Consider the following 24,336-nt stretch of genomic DNA (forward strand, 5'->3'; position numbering starts at 1 on the left):
GTGCGTGGGGCCGGTGGGGTTCGGCGGGGGAGCGACCGCGCTGTGGCCCGCGTCACGATGGAAGCGGTTGCACCGATAGGCTCGGCGACATGCGTCGTGCCAAGATCGTCTGCACCCTCGGCCCCGCCACCTCCAGCGCCGAGAACCTGCGAGAGCTCGTCCGGGCCGGGATGGACGTGGCCCGTCTCAACCTCAGCCACGGCGTCCACGCCGACCACGAGCAGGTCTACCTCGACGTCCGTCGCGCGAGCGACGCCGTCGGCCGCGCGGTCGGCGTCCTCGTCGACCTCCAGGGCCCGAAGATCCGCACCGCGCGGTTCAAGGACGGCCCCGTCGTCCTCCAGAACGGTGCGACCTTCACGATCACCACGCGCGACGTCCCCGGTGACGTCACCGAGGTCGGCACGACGTACGACGGGCTGCCGGGCGACGTCCACACCGGCGACCGCATCCTCATCGACGACGGCAAGATCGCGCTCATCGCCACCGACGTCACCGAGACCGACGTCGTCTGCCAGGTCCTCGAGGGCGGCCCGCTGAGCAACAACAAGGGCATCAACCTGCCGGGCGTCGCCGTCTCGGTGCCGGCCCTGTCCGAGAAGGACGAGGACGACCTGCGCTGGGGCCTGCGGGTCGGCGCCGACATGATCGCGCTGTCGTTCGTCCGCAGCGCCGACGACATCCGCCGCGTCCACGAGATCATGGACGAGGAGGGCCACCGCCTCCCGGTCATCGCGAAGATCGAGAAGCCGCAGGCCGTCGAGAACCTCGACGAGATCATCCGCGCCTTCGACGGCGTCATGGTGGCCCGCGGGGACCTCGGCGTCGAGATGCCGCTCGAGCAGGTCCCGCTCGTGCAGAAGCGTGCCTGCGAGATCGCCCGCCGCCGGGCCAAGCCCGTCATCGTCGCGACGCAGGTGCTCGAGTCGATGATCGAGAACAGCCGCCCGACCCGCGCGGAGGCCTCCGACGCCGCGAACGCCGTCCTCGACGGCGCCGACGCGCTCATGCTCTCCGGCGAGACGAGCGTCGGCAAGAACCCGTTCGCCGCGGTCCGGACGATGGCCCGCATCATCGAGAACACCGAGACGCACGGCCTGCACCGCATCCGCCCGCTCGGCACCCGGCCGAACTCCAAGGGCGGCGCCGTGACGGCCGCGGCCGCCGAGATCGGCGAGCTGCTCGGGGTCAAGTACCTCATCACGTTCACCGAGGGCGGCGACTCCTCGCGGCGCCTGTCGCGGGTGCGCCCGCGCATCCCGATGCTCGCCTTCACGCCCAACCAGTCCACGCGCAGCCAGCTCGCGCTCACGTGGGGCGTCGAGACCTTCCTCGTCGGCAAGGTGCGGCACACCGACGAGATGGCCATGCAGGTCGACGAGGTGCTCATGGGGCTCGGCCGGGTCCAGGAGGGCGACCAGGTGGTCATCGTCGCGGGCTCGCCCCCCGGCATCCCCGGCTCGACGAACGCCCTGCGCGTGCACAAGGTCGGCGACGCCAAGAACCGGGTCGCACCGGCCTACGTCGAGGCGGCGAAGCACGGACACGCCTGAGGCCGGCACGGTGGCCCTCGATATGCTGTCCACGCCCCGGCCGGGGTGGTGGAACGGCAGACACGGCGGACTCAAAATCCGCTGCCCGCGAGGGCGTGCGGGTTCGAGTCCCGCTCCCGGCACATGACCCAGAGTGCAGCCACCACCAAGCGCGTCCTCGTCGCCGAGGACGAGGCCATCATCCGGCTCGACCTCGCGGAGATGCTCCGCGAGGCCGGGTACGACGTCGTCGGCCAGGCCGGCGACGGCGAGCAGGCCGTCGAGATGGCCCGCTCGCTGACCCCGGATATCGTCATCATGGACGTCAAGATGCCCGTCATGGACGGGCTGACGGCCGCCGAGACGATCGGCGCCGAGCGCATCTGCCCGGTCGTCATGCTCACCGCGTTCAGCCAGCGCGAGCTCGTCGAGCGCGCCCGCGACGCCGGCGTCATGGCCTACGTCGTCAAGCCCTTCACCGCGAGCGACGTGACGCCGGCGCTCGACATCGCCCTCTCGCGCTGGAGCGAGCTCAAGCAGCTCGAGGCCGAGGTCGCGGACCTGGGGGAGCGGCTCGAGACGCGCAAGGCCGTCGACCGCGCCAAGGGCGTGCTCATGGCCAAGCTGAAGATCAGCGAGGCCGACGCGTTCCGGTGGATCCAGAAGACCGCCATGGACCGGCGGATGGGGATGCGCGAGGTCGCCGACGCCGTCGTCGCCGGCATGGAGAAGAGCTGACCGGATCCGTGGGCCGGGAGCGGTCCCACGACCGGATCCGCGGGGCGCGTCGGGCCGTTCGGACCGGTTCCGGCCATCCGAACTTCCCTCGGGTGCCTACGGGGGCATAGTGTCCGGTGTCGGTGCGGTTCCCGCGGGGGACCACCGTCGGACAGGAGGCGAACGTGGCGCGACGACCCGTCGAGGTGGCTGCCGTCGAGGGTGACCTCGAGGCCCTCACCGCGCTCTGGCGCGAGGCGAAGGTCGACGCCGGGACGAGCCCCGAGGTCTGCGCCCGCGCCATCTCCGACGGCCGCCTCTCGAGCGCCCTCCAGCGTCCCGGCGTGCAGGCGTTCATCGCCACCCTCGAGGCCGAGCCCGCCGGCTACGTCATCACGACCGACAACCCCTTCGGCCTCGCGCCGAGCCCCGAGGTCGCCATCGAGCAGCTCTGGGTCACCCCGGACGCCCGGCGCCACGGTGTCGCGAAGCAGCTCCTCGCCGCGGTGCTCGCGGCGGCCGAGCGCGCCGGCTGCGAGCAGGTCGTCTCCAACGTCCCCACGACGAGCCGCGAGGCCAACCGGTTCTTCGCCCGCCTCGGCTTCGGCTCCACGGTCACCCGTCGCGTCGTCGCCACGGGCACCCTGCGGCGCCGGATCGCGCCCGAGACGGCCGACACCGGCCTCGAGCTGACCCGGCGTCGCCGCAGCCTGCGCCAGCGGGCCTTCTCGACCCGCTCGGCCTGAGCCGGCCTCCCCGGCGGCCGAGCCCGGTCAGGCCTTCGGGCGCAGGAGGCCCAGCCGCGCGCTCGGGGCCCCGGGCAGGACGCCGCCCGCGGTGAGGCCGCAGCGCTTCTCGAGCACCTCGGCGAGGACCGAGCGGTAGTCGGTCGTCGCCTTGAGGTCACCCGCCTGCGTCTGGTCGGGGGCGACCCCGGGCCAGGTGCCGTAGACCTTGCCCCCGTTGACGCCGCCGCCGAGGACGAAGCTGAAGTTGCCGTAGCCGTGGTCGACGCCGCCGGAGCCGTTCTCGGTGACGCGGCGCCCGAACTCCGAGAGCGTCACGAGGGTGACCCGGTCGGCGGCGCTGCCCAGGTCGGTCATGAACGCGGCGAGCGCCTTGCCGACCTCGCTCAGCTGGCCGAACATCCACCCGCCGGTGCTGGACCCGAGGTCGGTGTGCATGTCCCAGTTGCCGGAGTCGATGCTCACCGCGCGCAGGCCGACGCCGGCCTTGACGAGGCGGGCGGTGTCGCGCAGCGCGTCGCCGAGGCCGCCCGAGGGGTAGGTCGCGCCGTTCGCCGGGGTGTAGCCCGCGGTCCGCAGCGTGCCCGCGGTGGTCAGCGCGTCGAGGGCGGTCCGGGCGGGGGTCGTGATGGCGTCGGCGTCGCCGGCGTGCATCGCCCGCAGCGCCGTCGTCCAGCGGGCGGTCTCCGTCGCGTCCCACGCCCCGCTGAGGGTGAAGGAGTCCACCGAGCGCATCGAGAGGTCGGAGGTCAGGTCCCCGAGGAAGGAGCGCGGGGCGGTCGTCGAGCCGATCGTGGTCCCCGCGAAGGGGCCAGGGGTGGTCGTGGCGCCGACCATGCGGTCGAGCCAGCCGGTACGGATCGAGGAGCCGGGGGCGGCGCGCTCCATCTCGTCCATGTCGGTGAAGTGCGAGCGGGTCGGGTTGGGCTGCCCGACGGCGTGGACGACGGCGAGGCTGCCCGCGGTGTAGAGCGGCAGGAGCGGCGCGAGGGCGGGGTGCAGGGCGAAGCGGGTGTCCAGCGCGAGGCCCCGGGACTGGGGGATCGCGATGGAGGGCCGTGCGGTGTAGTAGGCGGGGTCGCCGACCGGCGGGACGACGGACAGGCCGTCGATGCCGCCGCGGAAGGAGAGCACGACGAGGGTGTCGCCGGTGTAACCGGCGTCCGCGAAGGTCAGGCGGGTCATCGCCTCGGCCGGTCCGGCGAGGGCGAGGGTGGCGCCGGCCGCGCCGAGGACGGAGGCGCCGGCGAGCAGCGCGCGGCGGCTGGGGGCCATCGCGGCGAGTCCCTCGGGGCAGCCGCAGGTGGGGGTGCTGGTGGTGGTCATCGGGGCGCTCCTCAGCGGGTCGCGAACTCGGGGGTGTCGAGGATCAGCGCCACGACGTAGGGCAGGCGCCAGCCGACGGCTCCGTCGGTGGGCTTCAGCGGGTTGCTCGCGCTCCGGCCGAGGAAGGTGCAGACCGCGTCGCGCTTGGCGGCGGGCAGCGGCGCGGAGAGCAGCCGGGTGGACAGGGCGTCGACGTAGTCGCCGTACGTGGCGGGCAGGGTCGTCGGGAGCAGCCCGCGCAGGGCGGGGAAGACGACGCGCTTCTCGTTCGTGTCCGCGGCCTGCCAGCCCTGGTACATCGAGAAGTTCCACGTCGCGAGGGTCGCGCCGGCGCCGGCCCAGAAGCCGGCCACGTCCGGGTAGCCGTTGGGCGCGGGCCAGGCGAGGGGGGCCTGGCCGGCCACGCGGGCGTTCCACACGACGTCGCCCAGCCACGCGCGGGGGTCGGCGCCGGGACGGACCCCGAGGATCCGGGCCGTCGAGACGATGCGCTCCAGGGGCCGCTTGACCTTGAGGCCGGTCGAGCCGGCGAACTCGGCAGAGGCGAAGAGGGCGCGCAGGACGGGGGCGATCGCGGTGTCGTTGGCCAGGTAGACCTGGGCGAGGGAGTCGACGAGGCTGCTCGGCGGGGTGTCGGACACGAACCGGATCGCCAGCTTCGTGGCGATGCGCCGGGCGGTGCTCGGGTGGCGCGCCAGGTGCTGGAGGTAGGAGGTCGCCACCGCGTCACCCTTGGGCGAGGTGTTGGGGCTGGACCACCCGAGGAGACCCAGCTCGCCCACGTGGTGGCGGTTGTAGCGGTAGAAGTACTCGCCGGTCTCGTGCTCGGTCGACACGCCCGTCATCACGAGGGCCGAGGTACGGATGTCGGACTCGGCGTAGCCGCCGGTGACGCCGACGGTGTGCAGCTCGAGGAGCTCACGGCCGAAGTTCTCGTTGGGGGCCCGCTTCGAGGAGGACTCGTTGTCCAGCTGGGCGAGCATCGCCGGGTGCTTGGCGGCGGCGACGAGCATGTCGACGTAGCGGCCGAGGGCGTGCTTGCGGACGACGTCCTCGTGGAAGCGGTGCACGCAGTCCCACGTCTCGCCCCAGGGCGCCGTGACGACGAGGTGGTTGCTCCAGAAGTCGACCATCACCTCGAGCAGCTGGCGCTTGGACCAGATGGCCCGGGCCGTGTAGGCCTCGATGGTGTCGTACCCGAGGTCGCCCGTCTGGTTGGGCCAGTAGCGGTCGCGCACCTCCCAGGTCTGCCACCACAGCCGGGGGAAACGGGTCTTGAGCAGGTCGTCGACGACCGGGTCGGGCATCGTCTTCGGCGACAGCTGCGCCTCGAGCCACGCGCTCGCGCCCATCGACGTGATGGCGTCGATGACCTCGGGCGTCGCGCCCCAGGTCGCCCGCCGGGCCAGGTGCAGCGCGGCGACGGGACTGCCGGTCACTCCGGCGGTGGAGCTGCGCCGCGGGGCCGTCCGGACGGCCGTGTAGGGCAGCGTCCGGCCGCGGGTGGTGCGCGCGGGCGTCGCGGCGGCCACGGCCGCGCGCGGGGTGTACGCGGCGTCGACCGCCTTCGCGCTCGCCGTCCGGGTCGGCACCACCACGCCGGCCGGCGCGGTGGATCGCGGCGGGGTGGGGTCGGGCAGCCGGGTCTTCGCCCTGGCGGCCTTGGCGGCCTTCTTCGCGGGCGCGGACGGGTCGGAGCCGGCGGTGGCGGCACCGAGGATGGCCTGGAGGGTCGCGGCCCGGCGAGGGGGCAGGGGAGAGCTCACCCTTCAATGGTTTCGGCCTGTGCCGCAACCGTCCTCGTCCGTTCGGGTGCCGCGCCATCGGGCCAACGGCCCTCGTCCGCCGGATTTGACCGGGGCTTTACCCGGGCTTGGCCCGGGGGTGGTCCGCCGCTGGTGAGCGCCTGACCCGAGCCGTCCGCCGGCCCGGCGTCACGCGCCCGGGGCGGCGTCCCGTATGAGGCAGGTGATGCGGCTCGTGCAGACCCGGCGGCCGTCCTCGTCGGTGACGACGACCTCGTAGCAGGCGAGGGTGCGCCCGAGGCTGAGCGGCGTCGCCGTGCCCGTCACGAGGCCGGAGCGGGCGGCCCGGTGGTGGGTGGCGTTGATGTCGAGCCCGACGACCGCCTTGCCCTCGCCCGCGTGCAAGGCGGCCCCGATGGACCCGAGCGTCTCGGCGAGGACGACCGAGGCGCCCCCGTGGAGCAGGCCGTAGGGCTGGGTGTTGCCGGCGACCGGCATCGTCGCGACGAGCCGGTCGGACGTGGCCTCCAGCACCTCGATGCCCATCCGGTCCATGAGGGAGTCGGGGTTCATCGCGCGCATCCGGGCGACGGCTGACATGAGGTCGGGGCTGTCGGTCATGGTCGTTAGGCTGCCACGCGTGAAGCTCCTCCTCCTCGACGGACACTCCCTGGCCTACCGGGCGTTCTTCGCCCTCCCCGTCGAGAACTTCTCGACGAGCACGGGGCAGCACACGAACGCCGTCTACGGCTTCACCTCGATGCTCATCAACGTCCTGCGCGACGAGGCGCCGACGCACGTCGCCGTCGCCTTCGACGTCTCGCGCCAGACCTTCCGGCTGGAGCAGTACGGCGAGTACAAGGCCGGCCGCTCCAAGACGCCCACCGAGTTCACCGGCCAGCTGCCGCTCCTGCGCGAGGTGCTCGACGCGCTGCGCATCAAGCACATCGGCGTCGAGGGGTTCGAGGCCGACGACGTCATCGCGACCCTGACCCGCCGCGCCACCGAGGCCGGCGCCGAGGTCGTCGTCTGCACGGGGGACCGCGACGCCTTCCAGCTCGTCACCGACAAGGTCAGCCTCATCTACCCGGTCCGCGGCGTCTCCGAGGTCTGGCGGATGGACCCCGCCGCCGTCGAGGAGAAGTACCTCGTCCCGCCGGACCGCTACAGCGACCTCGCGGCGCTCGTCGGCGAGGCCAGCGACAACCTGCCCGGCGTGCCCGGTGTCGGCCCGAAGACCGCGGCCAAGTGGATCGCGCAGTACGGCGACCTCCAGGGGATCGTCGCCCACGTCGACGAGATCAAGGGCAAGGCCGGCGAGAACCTGCGCGCGCACCTCGACGACGTCCTGCGCAACCGCCGCCTCAACAAGCTCGTCGACGACCTCGAGCTGCCCCTGTCCGTGCCGGACCTCGAGCGCGCCACCTGGGACCGCGAGGAGGTGCACCGGGTCTTCGACGGCCTCGAGTTCCGGGTGCTGCGCGACCGCCTCTTCCAGACCTTCGACGTCGAGTCCGACGAGGTCGAGGGTGGCTTCGAGCTCGGTGGTGACGTGCTCACCGCCGACGACCTCACGACGCGGTTCGCCGACGACGGCCCGGGCCGCGCGCTGCCGCACGGTGTCGTCGTCTCCGGGCACTACCGCGCCGGCGAGGGCGACGCCACCGCGCTCGCGCTCGCGGGGGAGGACGGCGCCACCGCCCACCTCGACCTCACGGCGCTCACCGCCGAGCAGGAGCAGGCCCTCGGCGGCTGGCTCGCCGACCCCGACGCCCCGAAGGTCCTCCACGACCTCAAGCCGCAGCTACAGGCCCTCAGCGCCCGCGGCCTGGCCCTCAACGGCGTCGTCAGCGACACCGCCCTCGCCGCCTACCTCGTGCGCCCCGACCAGCGCTCTTACGACCTCGAGGACCTCGTCGTGCGCCACCTCGGCCGCGAGCTGACCGCCGAGGGCGACGCGACGAGCGACCAGGGCGCCCAGGGCACGCTCGACTTCGACACCGACGACGACACTGCCGCCCGCGACGCGATGGTCCGCGCCCGCGCCGTCCTCGAGCTGTCGTCCGTCCTCGCCGAGAAGGTCGAGGAGACCGGCGGCACCGAGCTGCTCGCCGACCTCGAGCTCCCGCTCGTCGGCATCCTCGCCGAGATGGAACGCACCGGCATCGCCGTCGACGAGGACGCCCTCACCGCGCTCGAGGCCGACTTCGCCGCGAAGATGCGGCAGGCCCAGCAGGACGCGTACGACGCGATCGGCCGCGAGGACGTCAACCTCGGCAGCCCGAAGCAGCTCCAGGAGGTCCTCTTCGACCAGCTGGGCATGCCGAAGACCAAGCGGACCAAGACCGGCTACACGACCGACGCCGACGCCCTGGCCGACCTCTTCGTCAAGACCGAGCACCCCTTCCTCGAGGCGCTGCTGCGCCACCGCGACACCAGCCGGCTGCGGGTGACCGTCGAGGGGCTCATCAAGTCGGTCGCGCCCGACCGGCGCATCCACACGACGTACCTGCAGACCATCGCGGCCACCGGGCGGCTCTCGTCCACGGACCCGAACCTCCAGAACGTGCCGATCCGCACCGAGGAGGGCCGGCGCATCCGCGACGTCTTCGTCGTCGGCGAGGGCTTCGAGTCGCTGATGTCGGCCGACTACAGCCAGATCGAGATGCGGATCATGGCGCACCTCTCCGGTGACGAGGGGCTCATCGAGGCCTTCCGCACCGGCGAGGACCTCCACCGCTTCGTCGGCGCGCGGGTGTTCGCGGTCGAGCCGGCCGACGTCACCCTCGAGATGCGCAGCAAGGTCAAGGCGATGAGCTACGGCCTGGCCTACGGCCTCTCGGCGTTCGGCCTGTCCAAGCAGCTGACGATCTCGACGGGTGAGGCGCAGGGCCTCATGGACGAGTACTTCGCCCGGTTCGGCGGCGTGCGCGACTACCTGCGCGAGGTCGTCGTCGAGGCCCGCGCCACCGGCTACACCGCGACGATGCTCGGCCGCCGCCGCTACCTCCCGGACCTGCTGAGCGACAACCGCCAGCGCCGCGAGGGCGCCGAGCGGATGGCCCTCAACGCCCCGATCCAGGGCACGGCCGCCGACATCATCAAGCTCGCGATGAAGGGCGTCCACGCGGCGCTGCAGGCCGAGGGCGCACGCAGCCGGATGCTCCTCCAGGTGCACGACGAGCTCGTGCTCGAGGTCGCGCCCGGCGAGCGCGAGGATGTCGAGGCGCTCGTCCGCCGCGAGATGGGCGCGGCGATCGACCTCGGGGACGTGCCGCTGGACGTCAGCGTCGGGGTCGGTCGCTCCTGGCACGACGCCGCGCACTGACGCCCGTCCCCGGGGCGACCCGGGCGTGGCGGCTCAGGGCAGGACCCGCAGCAGGTCGTAGCCGTCGGTGTGCTCCTCGCCGTCCGCGCCCCACTGGAACCACACGGCGTAGTCGCCGGGCGCGAGGTCGGTGGGCTCGCTGACAAAGGTGTGCTCCGCGACCGATCCTGGCAGGACCCGACCCTCGGCGATGTTGCTGGGCATGTCGTCCCACTGGCGGGATCCGCGGTCCACGAGCGGTGCGACGAGCATCCGCAGACCCACCAGGTCACGCATGTCGGGTCCGAGATCCGCACCCACCGAGGCGCTCACCGACGAGCCACGAGGTACGTCGTTCGGCTCCACCAGGGACATGTGCCCCTGCCGCGGGGTGCAGCCCGTCGTCGTGACGGCGAGCACGGCACAGCCCACTGCCAGCCCCCACCGCGTCCACGCCATGGCCGGGAGGCTAACGGCCGGTGCGGTACGGAGGATGTCCTTTCACCCATCCGTGACCGAGTCGAGTCGGGCCCGTGACCGCCGTCACCCCTGGGCGGCATGCTCCTCGTCGGGCACCGGCCGCTCCGAGGGACGGGCCCGGGCGAGGAGGGTGACGCCCCACGCGACGACGACCAGGCCACCCGCGAGCACGACGGTCGCGATGTGCGCGATCGTGCCGTGCCGCACCGACACCGTCGCGATGGCGACCGCGGCGACCCCCCAGACAACCCAGCCGAGCCGGTGGTCGCCGCGCGAGAGCCGCCAGTACACGAGCACCTGGGCGACCGACCACGCGGCGCCGGACGCGACGAGGAGGGGGACGAGCGGCGTCAGGTGGGCGTACGTCGAGCCGCCCACCGCGACGACCAGCGGACGGGCCAGCAGCCACGCCGCGACCACCCCGACCAGAGCCGTCGCCGCCGTCGCGCCCACCGCCGCGACCGCCGTGCGTCGACCGGTCGCGGTCGCCATCCGCGGGTAGAAGAGGGTCGCCAGGAACGCCGGCCCCCAGAAGGCCGCCTTGCCGAGCACGGCCAGGACGGCGTACTCGCCCGCAGTCGTGGCCGGCAGCAGGGCGCGGGCGAGCGGCACGTCGAGGTTGGTCGCCACGAGCAGCGCGGAGGTGGCCGCGGTGCCGTGGACCACGCTCCTGGTCCACAAGGGCACCGGGCCGGCAGCCGCCCCCAGCGACCCGCGGACCGGCCAGAGGGCGGCGACAGCGGTGGCCCAGGCCGCAGTCACGGTGAGGGCGAGCACTCCCGAGACCCCGAGGCCGAGGGTGCCGCCGAGCGCGGCCGCGGCGAACCTGCCCCCGGCGACCGCGACGAGCACGGCGCCCAGGGCCGCGAACCGGTGCGCCCCCTGGAGCGCGCCCTGCGCCGCGAAGGTGACATAGGTGGGCAGGACGACGCCGGCCAGCAACACGGCAGGTCCCGGCCCCGGGAGGTCGAGCACGGTCGTGACGACGGGGGAGAGGGCCAGCAGCAGGACCGTCGCAGCAAGTCCCACGAGGACGCCGGTCCGCAGTCCGGAGGCGGCCTCGTCCACGACCCCGCCCGGGGCGGCTCGGGCGACGTGCCGGGCGGTGACCAGCTGGAGGGCAAGGGCGGGGACGCTGGCCATCACCAGGAGGTTGCCCAGGGCCGCGAACGCACCGAGGTCCGGGGCGGACAGGACGCGGGCCAGAACGAGGTAGACGCCGTAGACGAGGATGTTGGCGAGCAGGGTCGACACCCCGACGGCTGCTGCCGCCGGGCCCCCACGTCGTCCCGTCGGCGCTGACACGCGGGACAGCGTAAGGCGCACGGCGGTGGACGCCTTGCGCGCCTAGGCTTCCGGCGTGCCGAGCCCCGACCCCGCGTCCACCGAGGCGGACGACGGCGCCCGCACGCGGGTCGCCGTCCTCGCCGCGGTCGTCACGGGGCTGCTGACGACCTCCGTGGTCCTGTGGGGGAGCGTCGGGTCCGACATCCGCCTGGTCCGCGACCACGTCACCGTCCCGGACCCTGCCCGCCCTGTCGGCGGACTGTTCCCCACCGGTGCCGCCGAGCTGCGGGCCTGGCCGTTGGACGGTGTCACCTGGCTGCTGACCCGGGCGTTCCCCGCCGGGTCGACCCAGTCGGCGCTCGTCGTGCTCAGCGTCCTCGCCGGTGGGGTCGGCGTCGGCGTTCTCCTGCGGCGACGCGGGGTCACCGCGGTCGCGGCCGCGGTCGTCGTGGGCGTGTGGAACCCGTACGTCGCCGAGCGCCTGCTCCTCGGCCAGCCCGCGGTCCTCCTCGGGGCTGCGGCCCTGCCGTGGGTGCTCCTCGCGGCGCGAGCACGAACCAGGCTCCGGCGGCGTCTGGTCCTCCTCACCCTCGCCATGGCTCCGGCGGCCGTGACCCCGTGGGGTGGGGTCGTCGCGCTGGGGGCGGCTGTCCTCGGCACCGCCTCCCGCGGCGACCGGACGTGGCGTGACGTGACGGTGGTCGGCGGACTGGGTCTGCTCGGGTGCGCCCCCTGGCTCGTGCCGGCGCTGGTGGGCGGCGGGGTCGACGCGGACCCCGACGGCGCCGCGGCCTTCGCGCTGGCGGACGACACCGGAGCCGGCGCCCTCGTCTCCGCTCTCCTCGGCGGCGGGATCTGGGCCCCGGGGGCCGTCCCGCAGTCCAGGACCGAGGTGCTGGCTCTCGGCTGCTCGCTCGCCCTCCTCCTCGCCGCGCTCGCCGGGGCCGTCGTGGGCCTGCGGGGGCGCCGCCGGCTCGCCGCCCTCGCCGCCCTCCTCCTGCCCGCCGCCGTCCTCGCCCTCGCCTCGGGCCCGGCCCTCCCGGTGACCACGGCCCTCCAGTCCATCCCCGGCGTTGCCCTCGTGCGCGACCAGCACCGGTTGCTCGCGCCGACGGTGCTCGTCGGCGCGCTGCTCGTCGGGCTCCTGGTCGAGGTGGTGGGGCGGTCCGCGGGGCGTCCGGCCGCAGCCGTCGTCGCCGTTCTGGCCGTCGGTCTGGCGGTGGGCTCCGTCCCCGACCTGCCGCGGACGCTGCGGACGGCCTACCGGCCGGTGGACTTCCCCGCGGACTGGCGCTCGGCGACGGCCGCGGCGACCCCGCCTAGGGGTGCGGTCCTCTCGCTCCCCTGGCAGCCCTTGCGTCGTCCCGCCTGGCGCGGAGCCGGTCCCGCCTTCCTCGACCCGACACCGCGCGCGGTGCACGTCGAGGTGCTCACCTCCGGTGTGCTCACGGTGCGACGGGAGGACCGGGTGCTCGTGGTCGACGACACGCCGGTCCTCGACGCGTCCGACTGGGCGCGCGGTGTGGTGACGGGGGAGTCGTTGCGTCGCCACGGCATCGTCCGGGTCGTCGAGTGGCTCGGGACGCCGGGCACCCTGCCTGCCTCCCGCCGGGGATGGGTGCTGCTCCACGACGGTCCCGACCTGCGGGTCTGGGACGTCACCGCCGCGTCCTGACCCGCGCAACATGCGGCGACACCGGATGTGCCGCTTCGTGGCGGGGAGTGCCGCGAGCCGTTACAGTGCGGTGATACTGCTGAGTAGGAAGGCACCTCTCCAATGAGCCAGACCCCCGCCATGGGCGCCGGTGGCCGCACGGGCATCATCATGCTGGTGCTGAGCATCCTCCTGGGACTGGGCATCTCCTTCGCGGCAGCCGCGACGATCATCCAGGCCAACGGGCCCGGCGACAGCGCCGCCGTGACGGAGGGCCCCAAGGAGCTCATCCCGGCGGAGCAGCTCCTCGGCTACGGCGGCTGACCTTCCCGACGACGACGAAGCGGCGGACCCTCAGGGGTCCGCCGCTTCGTCGTCTTCCGGCCGTCAGGGCCGTGGGGGACCCACGACGTCGAGGTCGGCGCCCTGGGCCAGCGGCGAGACGGTGTCGGTCCCCCCGGTCGGGGCACGGCCCGCGGCCTGCGCGGCGAGCAGGGCCTCCCAGGACCGCACCGTGGCCTCCCAGGTGAAGTGGCGTGCGTGGAGCACCGCCTCGCGCCCGAGCTCGTCTCGCGCCTCGTCGTCGGTGAGGAGCCGTCCGACCGCCTCGGTCATCGCGGCGAGGTCGTCGACGAGCAGGCCGGTGTGGCCGTCGACGATCGACTCCGAGAGGCCGCCCGCGTCGCGATAGGCGACCGTCGGGGTGCCGTGCGAGGCCGCCTCGACGACGCACAGGCCCCAGCCCTCCTTGACGCTCGGGGCCAGGGCGACCCACGCCGAGGCCAGCTCGGTGTGCTTGGTCTCCTCGTCGACGTGACCCAGCTGGTCGACCCGGTCGGCGACGCCGAGGACGACGGCGTGCGCACGCACCTCGTCGGTCCACCACCCGTCGCCGACGACGCGCAGCCGGAGGTCCGGGTGCTGGTCGGCGAGGCGGGCGACGACCTCGACCGCGTGCTCGACCCGCTTGTGGGGCACCACCCGGCCGAGCACGACGAGCCGCGGCTCGGGGTGACGCTGCACGCCCGTGGCCAGGGCCGGCTCGGTGCCGTTGTGGATGACCGTGACCCGGTCGGGAGGCACGCCGAGGTCGGCGAGCTCGTCGCGGGTCCGCCCGGAGACGGCGACGTACTGGAGCCCTCGGAGGAGGAGCGGCGCGACCCGGGACTCCAGGGCCCAGCCCACGCGGGCGCTCACCGGCCCGAAGACGATCGGCCACTGCTCGCGGTGCACGTGGTGCACGAGGACGACGACGGGGGAGCGGGTCGCCGTCCGCGCCGCGAAGGGGATGCCGTTCTGCGTGTCGACGACGACGTCGAAGGCGCCCTCGGTGCGCTCGAGGCGCCGGAGCACCCGCAGGGAGGCGGGGTAGACCCCCAGCCGGCCGCCCTGCCGGAGCACCCGCACGCCGTCGCGATGCTCCTCGGCGGGGGCGCTCCCGTGCTGCGCGCAGAGCATTGTCACGTCGTGCCCGAGGGCCGCGAGGCCGGCACAGACGGTCTCGGCGTACTTCTCCGCGCCCCCACCTTCGGGGTGTGTAGAGTCGCGCCAGTTCAAGAAGGCGATGCGCACGTGTGCCCTTCCAGGAGACCGGAGACGGATGCTACCCCACGCCCTCGCGCGCCCCGGCGCGGTCGACGGACGTGCGTCGCTGGCCCGCTCGGTGGCGCTCTTCCGCGCCTTCCGGGTGGAGCAGACCGATCCCGCTCGCTTCTACGGGGCCCTCGCCGCGGACTCGGTCACGATGATGCGCCGCTGGGTCGACCTCGAGGGCGCGAGCGTCCTCGACGTCGGGGGCGGGCCCGGGTACTTCGCCGACGCGTTCACGGCGGCCGGGGCCCGGTACGCAGGCCTGGAGCCGGACGCCGGTGAGCTGACCGCTCGCGGGGAGGCCGCGGGCAACGCCGTCCGGGGGTCGGGGCTGGCACTGCCGGTCGCCGACGCGTCCCTGGACGTCGCCTTCTCGAGCAACGTCCTCGAGCACGTCCCCGACCCGGTCGCGATGGCCGAGGACATGCTGCGCGTCACCCGGCCCGGCGGCGTCGTCTTCCTGTCGTGGACCCCGTGGCTCTCGCCGTGGGGCGGCCACGAGACCTCCCCGTGGCACTACCTGGGCGGACACCGCGCGGCCGACCGCTACGCCCGACGCCTCGGCCGGCGGCCGAAGAACGACCTCGGCCGCACCCTGTTCAAGTGCCCGATCGGCCCGATGGTGCGCTGGGCCCGCCGGGCCGAGGGCGAGGGCCGCGCCGACGTGCTCGCCGTGTTCCCGCGCTACCACCCGGCGTGGGCGCAGTGGGTCATCCGGGTCCCGGGCCTGCGCGAGGTCGTCAGCTGGAACGCGGTCATCGTCCTGCGGGCCCGGGCGGCGTGAGCCACGACGCCTCGGTGCGCCGGTGGCGGCGCAGGCTCGACCTGCTCCTGCCGACCGTGCTGCTCACCGTGCTCGCCTTCGTGCAGCGCCCCGGGCTGCTCGCCGCCGACACCAAGCTCGACCTCGTCGTGGACCCCGGGGGGTTCCTCGCCCGGGCGCTCGCCATCTGGGACCCGCTCGCGGCCGGGGGCCAGCTCCAGAACCAGGCCTACGGCTACCTCTTCCCGATGGGCCCCTTCTTCTGGCTCGGAGAGGCGGTGGGCCTGCCGGGCTGGGTGGTCCAGCGCTGCTGGTGGGCGCTCCTATTGGTCCTCGGGTACCACGGGACCCGGTGCGTCCTCGAACGGCTCCGGGTCGGGACCGGCTGGTCGCGGGTCATTGCGGCCTTCGCCTACACGACGGCCCCTCGGATGCTCATCGGGCTCGGTGCGATCAGCTCCGAGATCTGGCCGATGGCGCTCGCTCCCTGGATCCTCCTGCCGCTTCTCGCGCCCGAGCCGGGGCGGGAACGGGTGGCGGCGCTGCGCTCGGGACTCGCCGTGCTGCTCGTCGGAGCCGTCAACGCGGTGGCGACCCTCGCGGTGCTCGTCCTGCCCGCGTGGTGGATCCTCACCCGCCGCGGTGCCGTGCGCCGCCGGCTGGCGGTCTGGTGGACCGTCGCCGTGGGGCTCGCCTGCGCATGGTGGACCGGCCCGCTGCTCGTGCTGGGGCGGTCCAGCCCACCGTTCCTCGACTGGATCGAGGACTCACGGACGACGACGAGCGGGGCGTCCGTGACCGAGGCCCTCCGCGGCACGACCCAGTGGATCCCGGCGCTCGGTGGCACCCGACCGGTCTGGCCGGCCGGATGGGTGGTGCTCACCTCCGCCAACGTCGTCGCCCTCGGACTGGTCGTGGTCGTCGTCGGTCTCGCCGGACTGGCCGTCGCGCGCGGGCCATGGACTCTCTTCGCGAGGGGTGGCCTCGTCCTGGGCCTGGCGCTCGTCACGCTCGGACACGTCGGCCCGGCGACCGGCCCGTGGGCGCCGTTCCTGGCGGACCTGCTCGACGGGCCACTCGCCCCGCTCCGCAACACCCACAAGTTCGAGCCGGTCCTCCGGCTGCCCGTGGCCCTCGGTGTCGCGGTGGCCTTACCCCTGGCGGTGCGCTGGGCGGTGGCGCGGCGCGCCCCGTGGCCCGCGCTGGGGCCGGCCCTCGTCGTCGTCGCCCTCGTCGGGCAGGCGGCTGCTCCGGCCTTCGCCGGGGTCGTCCAGCGCGGTCCGTTCGAGGAGGTGCCGCCGGCTTGGGCACAGACCGCCCAGTGGCTCGCGGAGCACCCGGACGGAGGTCGGACGCTCGTGCTGCCGGGTGGCAACGCCCCGGCACGGTTCTGGGGAGAGCCGAAGGACGAGCCGCTCCAGCCGTACGCGTCGACGCCGTGGATGGTGCGCGACGGGGTGCCGCTGGGGTCGGCCGGGGCGACGCGCCTGCTCGACGAGGTCGAGCAGCAGGTTGCACAGGGGCGGGGCGGGCCGGAGCTGCTGCGGGCTCTCGGCCGACTCGGGGTGACGCGAGTCGTCTTGGCGGGGGACCACCTCCGCCCTGCCGGGACGCGGACGACGCCGCCGCTCGTCGTGCGCGCCGCGCTCCGGTCGAGCGGCGCGACCCCGGTCGCGGCGTTCGGCCCGTTCGTCGGGGGGTCGACGGAGGTGACGGTGGCCGCCGACTACGGGCTGGACCGGCCAGTCCGTACGATCGAGGTGCTGTCCGTGCCGACCGACGCGTCCGTCGTGCCGTCCGTGACGAGCCCGGCCTCGGGGGCCGTGGGGCTGGTCGGCGGCCCCGAGGGCGTCGCCCGGGTGGCAGACGACCGACCGGTCGTGCTCAGCCTCGACGAGGCCTCCACGGGTGCGCTCTCGCCGGGTGAGCACGTCCTCACGGACACCCTGCAGCGGCGCCAGGCCTCCTTCTCCGTGGCGACGGACGTGTACGGGCCGCTGCTGCGGGCGGACGAGGCGTACCCGGCGCCCCGGGCGGTCCACGACTACTGGCCGGCGCCCCTCACGGAACACACGGTCGAACCGCAGGGGCAGACCGTGCGGATCGAGGACGGTGAAGCCCGGGCCGAGGCGTCGAGCTCCCTCGACGAGCCCGGGCTGGGCCAGCAGCGCGACCTCGGGGCCGACGCCTCGCGGGCGTTCGACGGCAGCGGCGAGACCGGATGGCGCTCGGCCGGGCTGGACCCGCGGGGTCAGTGGGTGCAGGCCCGCTGGGGGACGCCGACCACGTTGCCGTCGGAGGTGACCGTCGTCCTCGACACCGAGCGAGGGTCCGACGTCGCGGCGCTCGTCGTCACGACGGACGCCGGTTCGGCCCGCACTCCGGTCAGCACGCCGTCGTCGACCGGTGACGTCGATGCCTCGCGCTACGCGGTGCGCGTCGCGGTCCCTGCGGGCGCCACTCGAACCCTGCGCCTGACCGTCGCGGCGGTCCGGGACGAGCGCCCCTCGGTCCGTGTGCTCGACATCGGATCGGGTGTCGTTCCCCGGGCCGAGCCGTCGGTCCGGCTGCCGTTCGAACCAGCGGGCGCGGACGTCGTGGCCCTGGGGGCGACGGCGGACGACCGCGCGGGGTGCTACCCGCTCGACGACGGCACGCTCGCCTGCTCACCGGACCGGCGCCGGGAGGGGGAGGAGGAGTCGACCATGCGGCGCAGCCTCACCCTCGACCGGGAGCACCGGTACACGGTCTCGGGCACGGCCGTCTCGACCCAGGGCGCCGACCTGCTGCTGCGTCGCCCCGACGGCGTGCGCGCCACGGCGAGCTCGCGCTGGCTGCCCGAGCCCGGGGTCTCGCCCGAGCTCACCGTCGACGGAGACCCCACGACGTACTGGGCCTCGGACCCCGAGGAGGCCGAGCCCACCCTCACCGTCTCGTGGCCGACGGCTCGTCGGGTCACCGGGATCCGGCTCACCACCGACGCCCAGGTCGCCGGCCGGCGCCCGACGGTCGTACGCGTCACGGTGGGCGGGCGCACGACCGAGGCGACGGTCGGCCGCGACGGCACGGTGCGGCTCCCGGCCTCGCGGGTCCGCAAGGTCACCGTCGCGGTCGTCGGGACGACACGGCAGGAGTCCCTCACCCTCTTCGGGTCGCGACCGATGCCCGTGGTCGTGGGCGAGCTCGCCGTCCTCGGGCAGCCGTGGGATGGGGTCCTCGAGCGCACCGCACCGGTCGTCGTGCCCTGCGGCCTCGGCCCGACCCTCCAGGTCGACGGTGAGACGGTGCCGACGACCGTCGTCACGACGCGACAGGCGGTGCTCACCCGTGAGCCGGCCGGGCTGCGAGCCTGCCGCCGGGTCGAGATGGGAGCCGGTCCGCACCGGCTGCAGACGCTCGCCTCGGGTCAGTTCGCCGTGCGCAGCCTCCTCCTGGACGCGCGCCCCGACACCTCCACGGGCGCCGAGGAATCGACCTCCGTCTCGGTCGTCGACTGGGGGCGCACCTCGCGCAGCCTGCGGCTCGGGGCGGCCGTCGGCAGCGATCAGCTGCTCGTCGTCCGCGAGAACGCCAACGCCGGCTGGGAGGCCACGCTGGACGAGTCCAGGCTTCGCCCCGTGACCGTCGACGGCTGGGCCCAGGCCTGGGTGGTGCCCGCCGGGCTCACGGGCACGGTCCGCCTCGAGTTCACCCCGCAGCGCCCCTACGCCGCCTCGCTCGTCGCGGGCGGGCTCGCGGCCCTGCTCCTCGTCGTGCTCGTGGCAGTCACGGCGAGACGGCGTGCTGCGCCCCGGGGCCGCGTCGCATCGGAGGTGGCGACGGGGTGGCCCGTGGTGGGGCTGCTCGCTGCGCTCGTCGTCGTCGTCGGTGGGGTGGCCGGCCTCGCGGGCGTCGTCGGCGCCGCGGTCGGTCGGCTCCTCGCGCGGCACGGTCGCGGAGCCATGGTGGGCGTCGGTTTCTCGGTGGTCGCCGTCGCCTGGATCGGCTGGTCAGCCCTCGGGCCGTGGCCGGACGCGCTCGCCAGCAACCGCGACGTCGTCTCGGCGGTGCTCGCCCTCGCCCTCGTCGGCGCCGTGGTGTTCCGTACCGGGGGGCCGGGAGGCAGTGACGCGCCGCGCCCAGGCCTGGACCGGCCCCTCGACGACGAACCAGCTGAGGCTCGCGAGGACGACCGAGGCGACGAACGTCAGGACGGTCGTGGACCAGAAGCCCCACTCGAAGATGTCGAGGCCCAGCATCTGACGGACCCAGAACATCAGCGGTAGGTGCCAGAGGAAGATCCCGTAGCTGATCGTCCCGAGGAAGGTGAGGACCCGGGAGCGCAGCACCCGGGAGACCACCGTGGACGCCCCCAGCACGGACGGGGCCACGACGAGGACCGCGACGAGGCCGTAGCCGATGTGCTTGACGTCGGCCGCCCAGCCGTCGGGAGGGGTGAGGTCGTAGGGCCCGGCGGTGCGCGTCGTGAGGAGCCAGAAGACGCACGCCGCGAGGCCGTACAGGTGCCACGGCGCCGCACGCACGACCGCGGTCACCGGGCCGGTGAGCCGACGGTCGGCGACGACGACGGCGAGGACCATCCCGCCGACGAACCAGTCGAGGGTGGCCGGCAGCGAGCGGTTCCACGACCACCCGGACGGGAGGGCACCGACGGCGAAGAGGACTCGGAAGGCCAGCGCGCCGAGCGTCAGGCCGGCCAGCGCCGCGAGGTGGGCTCGCGGACCCCGACCGCTCGCCGTGCGGCCCACGAGCAGGGCGAGGACCGGCAGGGCGAGGTAGAACAACACCTCGGTCGAGAGGCTCCAGAGCTGGGCGAGCCCCGGCAGGTCCCAGTCTAGGCGCAGGGATTGCAGCTGCAGCAGGTTGGCCAGCCACGGTCCGACCCCGGCACGCCGGGACTCCGGGACGAGGACGATCGTCCCCCCGAGCACGAGGACCCAGGCCGGCAGCAGGCGAGCGGCGCGCCGGACGGCGTAGGTGCGCAGGGGCGCCGGCGGTGGTCCGCCGGCGACGTGCCGGGCGTGCGGCAGGTAGAGAAGGAAGCCACTGAGGACGAAGAAGACGGCGACCCCGAGGTCGAGGCGGGCGAGGAACCCCGGGAGGACGTCGCGGCCGGTGGCGCCGGACAGGAAGCCGACGTGGGTGAGCAGGACGGCCAGCGCGGCCAGCGCTCGGAGTCCCTCCAGCTCGCGCAGGTGGTGGGCCGGGTCGACGGCATGGGGGTGCGTCGGCGTGCTCACGGCGTCTCCACACGGACGACCTGGGCGGAGGTGACACAGACTCCGGCGGTGTTGGGGGTGAGGACCTCCACACGGACCGAGGCCACCGCGGCGTCCAGGGGGACGAGCGCGGTCACCCGGTGCGGACCCCGCAGCAGCTCGGGATGGTCGGCCGCCAGGTGCTCCGTCACCCGCCCGTCACGGTCGGTGACGCCCAGGTCGAGCCGCGTGGCGTCCCCGACGATGACGCCGACGAGCAGCAGCGAGCCGCGGTAGTAGGGCGCGGGCTCGACGAGCGGGACGTCGAGCGACTGGACGCCGGGGCGGATGGCGTTGCCGCAGAAGTCCCCCTTGTCGACCGCTGGGCTGGATCCGACGGCGACGAGGCGAGCCGGGCGCACGGTCCCGTCCTCGGCGACGGCCACGGGCGCGGTGTCCAGCAGGCTTGAGCCGCGGTCAGGAGCGAGCAGTCGGACGAGGGGTGACGTCGTGAAGCCGGGGTCGACCCAGCCGGGGACGACGTCGGATGGCACGGTCGTCGGCAGCACCGGAGCGCGGGATGCCGGGACGCCGCTCCGGAGGGCGTCGAGCCAGGCGCTGACGGTCGTCGCGTGCCAGCGGTCGGCGAAGGCGACCCACGAGGAGCCCGTCGCCAGGACCACCGCGACGACGAGCACGCCCCCGGCCAGCCGGGACCGGCCCACCGGCCGGACGGCACGCTCCCCGTGGCGGACGCGGCGCTGGAGCAGCGTGCGGTCGGCGAGCGCAGCGAGCGCGAGCGTGAGGGCGAAGCCGGCGTCGGGCAGCAGGCGCAGGTCGTCGACGGCCGTGACGTCGCCGACGACCGCGAGCCGGCCGACGTAGACCATCGCGAGCACGGGCACGGCGTACGCCAGCGCCGGGCCGACGACCGGTGCGGCTGCACGCACCGCGCCCCGGGTCCGGGCCGCCGTGCCGAGCAGCACGAGGGCCGCCGCCGCGCCGAGGACGACGAGCGGCAGCGGTGTCTGGGCGAAGGAGTAGGCGCCGTTGCCGGGCCGCCAGGTGAGCGGGCCGCCGAGCAGGGACGGGAGGTAGTCGTGCAGCAACCAGCGGCCGATCTTGCGCACGGCGTCGAGGAGGCCGGGTTGCGCCCGCTCGGCGCGGTCGTACTCGCCGCTGGAGTAAGCGATGAGGAAGAGCGCATCGACCACCGCGAACGGCAGGCTCGCCCGTGCGGCGCCGCGCCACGGCACGCGGAGGGCCACCAGGACCGCCCCCACGACCAGCGGGACGGTGACCGCGCGCTCCGAGAACGAGAGCGCCACCGCGTGCACGGGGAGCGCCCACAGCAGAGGGCTGCGGCTCCGGCGGTGGACCGCGAGCGCCACGAGCAGGACGACGGCGAGGACGAGGGTGAGCGGCAGCACGGTCGTCATCGCCTGGCGGAACCAGGCGTACGTCGGGACGAGCAGGGGGGAGGAGAGGACGAGACCGGTCGCCAGGGTGCGGACCAGCGGTGCGCGGACCGCCAGTCGCACGACGCCGGCACTGGTCAGGGCGAAACCGGTGGCGATGACGGTGGTGAGCAGCACGGCCGGCCAGTGCGCGAGCGGGGCGTAGGTCGCCATGAGCCAGTCGACGGTCCTCGCCCCGGGTGCCAGGTGCGTGCCGTTGCTCTCGACGGCGAAGGGCCACCACGACCGGCCCGCGGCGTAGGCCTGCGCCCGGACGTCGTCGATGAACAGGCTCCCGCCGGCACTCAGCCAGAGGACGGCGAGGACGTGGACCGCGACGAGGCCGAGCGTGAGCCGGTCGTGGGCCGTCAGCGGGCGACGGGCCTGCGCCCAGCGGGCCGGCGCCGAGGACGCGGCGACCACGGTGTCGGTCATCAGGAGCCTTCCGGGACGTGGCGGACGTGCAGCGCCCACGGCCAGCAGTGTACGGAGCAGGCGCGTCCCCGCCCGGTCTTCCGGCGCCGCGCCCTGACCTGCGTACGTGCGTGCTTACCCACTGGTAGGGTCCAGCCACCATCCATGCAAAGGAGCGTGTCCATGCGTCGCGTCTTGGCGGTCGCCCTCATCGTCCTGGGGGCCCTGTTCGTAGGGTTGGGGATCCTCGCCAAGCCGTACCTGTACCGCAGCCTGGCGGTCGTGCCACTGGACCAGCGCTCCACCTCGATCTCCGAGGGCCGCGGGATGTCGGTGCTCTACCCGCACCGCGAGGACGGCGCAGCGGCCATCGACAAGCTCGTCGACGTCGACGTCCGCAGCACCCGGCAGATCGCCGGTATCCCCGGGAAGGTCCCGGCCGGCGACCGTGCGAAGAACGTCTTCTGGCAGACCACCGTCCGTTCGCAGGCCATGCTCGACGGCCAGCCGGTCGACCTCAGCTACAGCGAGGCCGGGGTCTCCCTCGACCGCGTGACCGCGGAGGCGACGAACTGCTGCGGTGACTTCCGGTCCACGGGTGACCTGGAGGACCCGACGAAGACGGAGAACGCGACGTACGAGGGCCTGTACTTCAAGTTCCCCTTCAACGTCGAGCGCAAGGACTACCTCTGGTACGACACCACGCTGCGCCGCGCCGAGCCCATCTCCTTCGTGCGGGAGGAGGACGTCGACGGCACGCCGGTGTTCGTCTTCGAGCAGAAGCTGGGGCCCGAGGAGGTCGGCAGCCTCGAGGCGCCGGCGAGCCTGTTCAGCACGGGCGCGACGGGGACCGTCACGGCCACCGAGATGTACTCCAACACCCGGACGCTGTGGGTCGAGCCGGTCACCGGTGTGCTCATCGACGGCAAGGAGCAGATCAACGACGTCTACGAGGCGGAGGGCTACGAGCCCGTCGCGAAGACGGTGGGACTCATCGGCTTCAACGAGAAGACCGTCGCGGACAACGCGAAGGAGTGGGGCGGCAAGGCCTCGCTCCTCTCCCTCATCGACCGGTGGGGCCTGCTCTTCGGGCTCGTCATCGGCTTCCTCCTCGTCGTGGGCGGTGCGTTCCTCCTCCTGACCGGTCGGCAGGCCGAGCCGCGGCACGCCTGACGAGCGGGGCTCAGGCCGGGCGCTCGGTGACGAGGATCGCCGTGCCCGGCAGCACCCGGCCGCGCAGCGGGGACCAGCCGCCCCACTCGGCCTCGTTGCGCTCGGGCCACTCCGGCTCGACGAGGTCGACGAGCACGAGCCCGGCCGCCACGACCTGGCGCACGAGGTCGCCGAGGGTGCGGTGGTGCTCGGTGTACGTGACGACGCCGGCCTCGCTCTCGACGTAGGGGGTGCGGTCGAAGTACGACTGCGACACGGTGAGCCCGGCCGGCCCGGGCACGTCCGGGAAGGCCCAGCGCACCGGGTGCGACGTCGAGAAGACGAAGCGCCCGCCGGGGCGCAGCACGCGGGCGGCCTCGCGCAGCACGGCGGCGCTGTCGGCGACGAACGGGATGACCCCGTAGGCGGTGAACACGCGGTCGACCGACGCGTCCGCGAGGGGGAGGACCGCCCCGTCGCACTGGAGCAGGGGGAGCGGGGCGGCTCCGGCCCGCACGTCGAGCCGACGCCCGGTGCGCAGCATCCCGGCCGACAGGTCGCTCGCGACGACCCGCACGTCGTGGGTGCGGGCCAGCCAGCGCGAGCACTGGGCCGCGCCCGCGCCGATCTCGAGCACGGTCATCCCGTCGCGGACGCCGAGCAGGTCCAGCTCGGCCTCGGTCCAGCCCTCGGGCCCCCAGACGAAGGAGTCGTCGCCGAGGAAGGCGCCGTGCTCGGTGTAGTAGTCGTCGGCCTCGGCGTCCCACCACGACCGGTTGGCCGCCCGGGTCTCGTCGGCGCCGACGGGTCGGCGCCCCGCCTCGGACGTCATCGGCCGGCGCCCCCGACCGCGACCGTCCCGGACGTTTTGCCCGCTGCACCCGGAGCCGAGTAGGCTGCCCGAGCACACGTGTGCCCTGCGTGGGTCACGCGTGCGCGCGAAGCATCCCATCGATTCCATCTGTCCA

17 protein-coding genes, 1 tRNA gene and 1 pseudogene are annotated in these 24,336 nt (G+C 74.2%); 10 read left to right on the plus strand and 9 right to left on the minus strand.

The features are described from left to right. Nucleotides 1-89: 89 nt before the first annotated feature. The 4 genes from pyk (at nt 90) to LG324_RS11225 (ending at nt 2,995) form a co-directional block, all read left to right on the plus strand. Nucleotides 90-1,553, plus strand: a complete 1,464-nt coding sequence (gene pyk / locus LG324_RS11210; protein WP_404347897.1) for a pyruvate kinase — start codon at nt 90-92, stop codon at nt 1,551-1,553. A gap of 39 nt (nt 1,554-1,592) precedes the next feature. Further along, nucleotides 1,593-1,675 (plus strand) — tRNA-Leu (locus tag LG324_RS11215). Between the two features lies 1 nt (nt 1,676). After that, the gene (locus LG324_RS11220) at nt 1,677-2,270 is read left to right on the plus strand and encodes an ANTAR domain-containing response regulator (protein WP_030528333.1); all 594 of its coding nucleotides are present in this window, start codon (nt 1,677-1,679) and stop codon (nt 2,268-2,270) included. Nucleotides 2,271-2,434: 164 nt separating this feature from the next. Next, complete coding sequence (locus LG324_RS11225) at nt 2,435-2,995, plus strand: GNAT family N-acetyltransferase (protein ID WP_404347899.1); 561 nt, start codon at nt 2,435-2,437, stop codon at nt 2,993-2,995. A gap of 27 nt (nt 2,996-3,022) precedes the next feature. Here the strand turns inward: LG324_RS11225 and LG324_RS11230 are convergent, their stop codons facing one another. The 3 genes from LG324_RS11230 to LG324_RS11240 all read right to left on the minus strand — a co-directional run bounded on the left by LG324_RS11230 (nt 3,023) and on the right by LG324_RS11240 (nt 6,687). Further along, on the minus strand, nt 3,023-4,321 hold the full coding sequence (locus tag LG324_RS11230) for a DUF1501 domain-containing protein (protein WP_404347901.1): 1,299 nt from the start codon (nt 4,319-4,321) through the stop codon (nt 3,023-3,025). An 11-nt stretch (nt 4,322-4,332) separates the two neighbouring features. After that, the gene (locus LG324_RS11235; protein WP_051750478.1) at nt 4,333-6,087 is read right to left on the minus strand and encodes a DUF1800 domain-containing protein; all 1,755 of its coding nucleotides are present in this window, start codon (nt 6,085-6,087) and stop codon (nt 4,333-4,335) included. 168 nt (nt 6,088-6,255) lie between these two features. Next, complete coding sequence (locus LG324_RS11240) at nt 6,256-6,687, minus strand: hotdog fold thioesterase (protein WP_207021879.1); 432 nt, start codon at nt 6,685-6,687, stop codon at nt 6,256-6,258. Between LG324_RS11240 and polA the strand changes: the two genes are divergently transcribed. Then, complete coding sequence (gene polA, locus LG324_RS11245; protein WP_404347904.1) at nt 6,686-9,394, plus strand: DNA polymerase I; 2,709 nt, start codon at nt 6,686-6,688, stop codon at nt 9,392-9,394. The two genes, LG324_RS11240 and polA, sit on opposite strands and share 2 nt — an antisense overlap. Before the next feature lie 33 nt (nt 9,395-9,427). Here the strand turns inward: polA and LG324_RS11250 are convergent, their stop codons facing one another. Both LG324_RS11250 and LG324_RS11255 read right to left on the minus strand, forming a co-directional pair. After that, complete coding sequence (locus LG324_RS11250; RefSeq protein WP_404347906.1) at nt 9,428-9,832, minus strand: hypothetical protein; 405 nt, start codon at nt 9,830-9,832, stop codon at nt 9,428-9,430. An 84-nt stretch (nt 9,833-9,916) separates the two neighbouring features. Next, nucleotides 9,917-11,158 carry a lipopolysaccharide biosynthesis protein gene (locus tag LG324_RS11255; RefSeq protein ID WP_404347908.1) on the minus strand — a complete coding sequence of 414 codons (1,242 nt, stop codon included), beginning with the start codon at nt 11,156-11,158 and terminating at the stop codon, nt 9,917-9,919. A 55-nt stretch (nt 11,159-11,213) separates the two neighbouring features. Here LG324_RS11255 and LG324_RS11260 point away from each other — a divergent pair, with 55 nt between their 5' ends. Both LG324_RS11260 and LG324_RS11265 read left to right on the plus strand, forming a co-directional pair. Continuing rightward, a complete protein-coding gene (locus LG324_RS11260) occupies nt 11,214-12,815 on the plus strand; it encodes a hypothetical protein (RefSeq protein WP_404347911.1) in 1,602 nt (533 codons plus the stop codon). A gap of 102 nt (nt 12,816-12,917) precedes the next feature. Continuing rightward, nucleotides 12,918-13,118, plus strand: coding sequence for a hypothetical protein (locus LG324_RS11265; RefSeq protein ID WP_404347914.1), 201 nt, complete (start codon nt 12,918-12,920; stop codon nt 13,116-13,118). A gap of 63 nt (nt 13,119-13,181) precedes the next feature. Here the strand turns inward: LG324_RS11265 and LG324_RS11270 are convergent, their stop codons facing one another. After that, on the minus strand, nt 13,182-14,366 hold the full coding sequence (locus LG324_RS11270; protein ID WP_404347916.1) for a glycosyltransferase family 4 protein: 1,185 nt from the start codon (nt 14,364-14,366) through the stop codon (nt 13,182-13,184). Nucleotides 14,367-14,394: 28 nt separating this feature from the next. Between LG324_RS11270 and LG324_RS11275 the strand changes: the two genes are divergently transcribed. Next, entirely contained in the window at nt 14,395-15,168 is a 774-nt protein-coding gene (locus tag LG324_RS11275; protein WP_404347918.1) for a class I SAM-dependent methyltransferase, read from the plus strand. An 80-nt stretch (nt 15,169-15,248) separates the two neighbouring features. Then, nucleotides 15,249-17,105 (plus strand): annotated as a pseudogene (locus LG324_RS11280) (alpha-(1->3)-arabinofuranosyltransferase family protein); the annotation flags it as partial. A gap of 2,031 nt (nt 17,106-19,136) precedes the next feature. On the opposite strand, the gene LG324_RS11285 reads toward LG324_RS11280, so the two are convergent. Further along, complete coding sequence (locus LG324_RS11285) at nt 19,137-20,387, minus strand: acyltransferase family protein (RefSeq protein ID WP_404347920.1); 1,251 nt, start codon at nt 20,385-20,387, stop codon at nt 19,137-19,139. Next, nucleotides 20,384-22,237, minus strand: coding sequence for a hypothetical protein (locus LG324_RS11290; RefSeq protein ID WP_404347922.1), 1,854 nt, complete (start codon nt 22,235-22,237; stop codon nt 20,384-20,386). The genes LG324_RS11285 and LG324_RS11290 overlap by 4 nt, the downstream gene beginning before the upstream one ends. A gap of 162 nt (nt 22,238-22,399) precedes the next feature. Here LG324_RS11290 and LG324_RS11295 point away from each other — a divergent pair, with 162 nt between their 5' ends. Then, nucleotides 22,400-23,389 (plus strand): DUF3068 domain-containing protein, encoded by a 990-nt coding sequence (locus LG324_RS11295; protein ID WP_404347924.1) that lies wholly within the window; start codon nt 22,400-22,402, stop codon nt 23,387-23,389. A 10-nt stretch (nt 23,390-23,399) separates the two neighbouring features. On the opposite strand, the gene LG324_RS11300 is transcribed toward LG324_RS11295, so the two are convergent. Further along, complete coding sequence (locus LG324_RS11300; protein ID WP_404347926.1) at nt 23,400-24,200, minus strand: class I SAM-dependent methyltransferase; 801 nt, start codon at nt 24,198-24,200, stop codon at nt 23,400-23,402. Nucleotides 24,201-24,336 lie beyond the last annotated feature (136 nt).

Source organism: Phycicoccus jejuensis (assembly GCF_044797865.1).
GTDB classification, from domain to species: Bacteria; Actinomycetota; Actinomycetes; order Actinomycetales; family Dermatophilaceae; genus Phycicoccus; species Phycicoccus jejuensis.

Coding starts and splice junctions, on each gene's coding strand:
- pyk (WP_404347897.1), top strand. CDS start 90: ATGCGTCGTGCCAAGATCGTCTGCACCCTCGGCCCCGCCACCTCCAGC.
- LG324_RS11220 (WP_030528333.1), top strand. CDS start 1,677: ATGACCCAGAGTGCAGCCACCACCAAGCGCGTCCTCGTCGCCGAGGAC.
- LG324_RS11230 (WP_404347901.1), bottom strand. CDS start 4,321: ATGACCACCACCAGCACCCCCACCTGCGGCTGCCCCGAGGGACTCGCC.
- polA (WP_404347904.1), top strand. CDS start 6,686: ATGGTCGTTAGGCTGCCACGCGTGAAGCTCCTCCTCCTCGACGGACAC.
- LG324_RS11240 (WP_207021879.1), bottom strand. CDS start 6,687: ATGACCGACAGCCCCGACCTCATGTCAGCCGTCGCCCGGATGCGCGCG.
- LG324_RS11250 (WP_404347906.1), bottom strand. CDS start 9,832: ATGGCGTGGACGCGGTGGGGGCTGGCAGTGGGCTGTGCCGTGCTCGCC.
- LG324_RS11265 (WP_404347914.1), top strand. CDS start 12,918: ATGAGCCAGACCCCCGCCATGGGCGCCGGTGGCCGCACGGGCATCATC.
- LG324_RS11275 (WP_404347918.1), top strand. CDS start 14,395: ATGCTACCCCACGCCCTCGCGCGCCCCGGCGCGGTCGACGGACGTGCG.
- LG324_RS11290 (WP_404347922.1), bottom strand. CDS start 22,237: ATGACCGACACCGTGGTCGCCGCGTCCTCGGCGCCGGCCCGCTGGGCG.
- LG324_RS11295 (WP_404347924.1), top strand. CDS start 22,400: ATGCGTCGCGTCTTGGCGGTCGCCCTCATCGTCCTGGGGGCCCTGTTC.
- LG324_RS11300 (WP_404347926.1), bottom strand. CDS start 24,200: ATGACGTCCGAGGCGGGGCGCCGACCCGTCGGCGCCGACGAGACCCGG.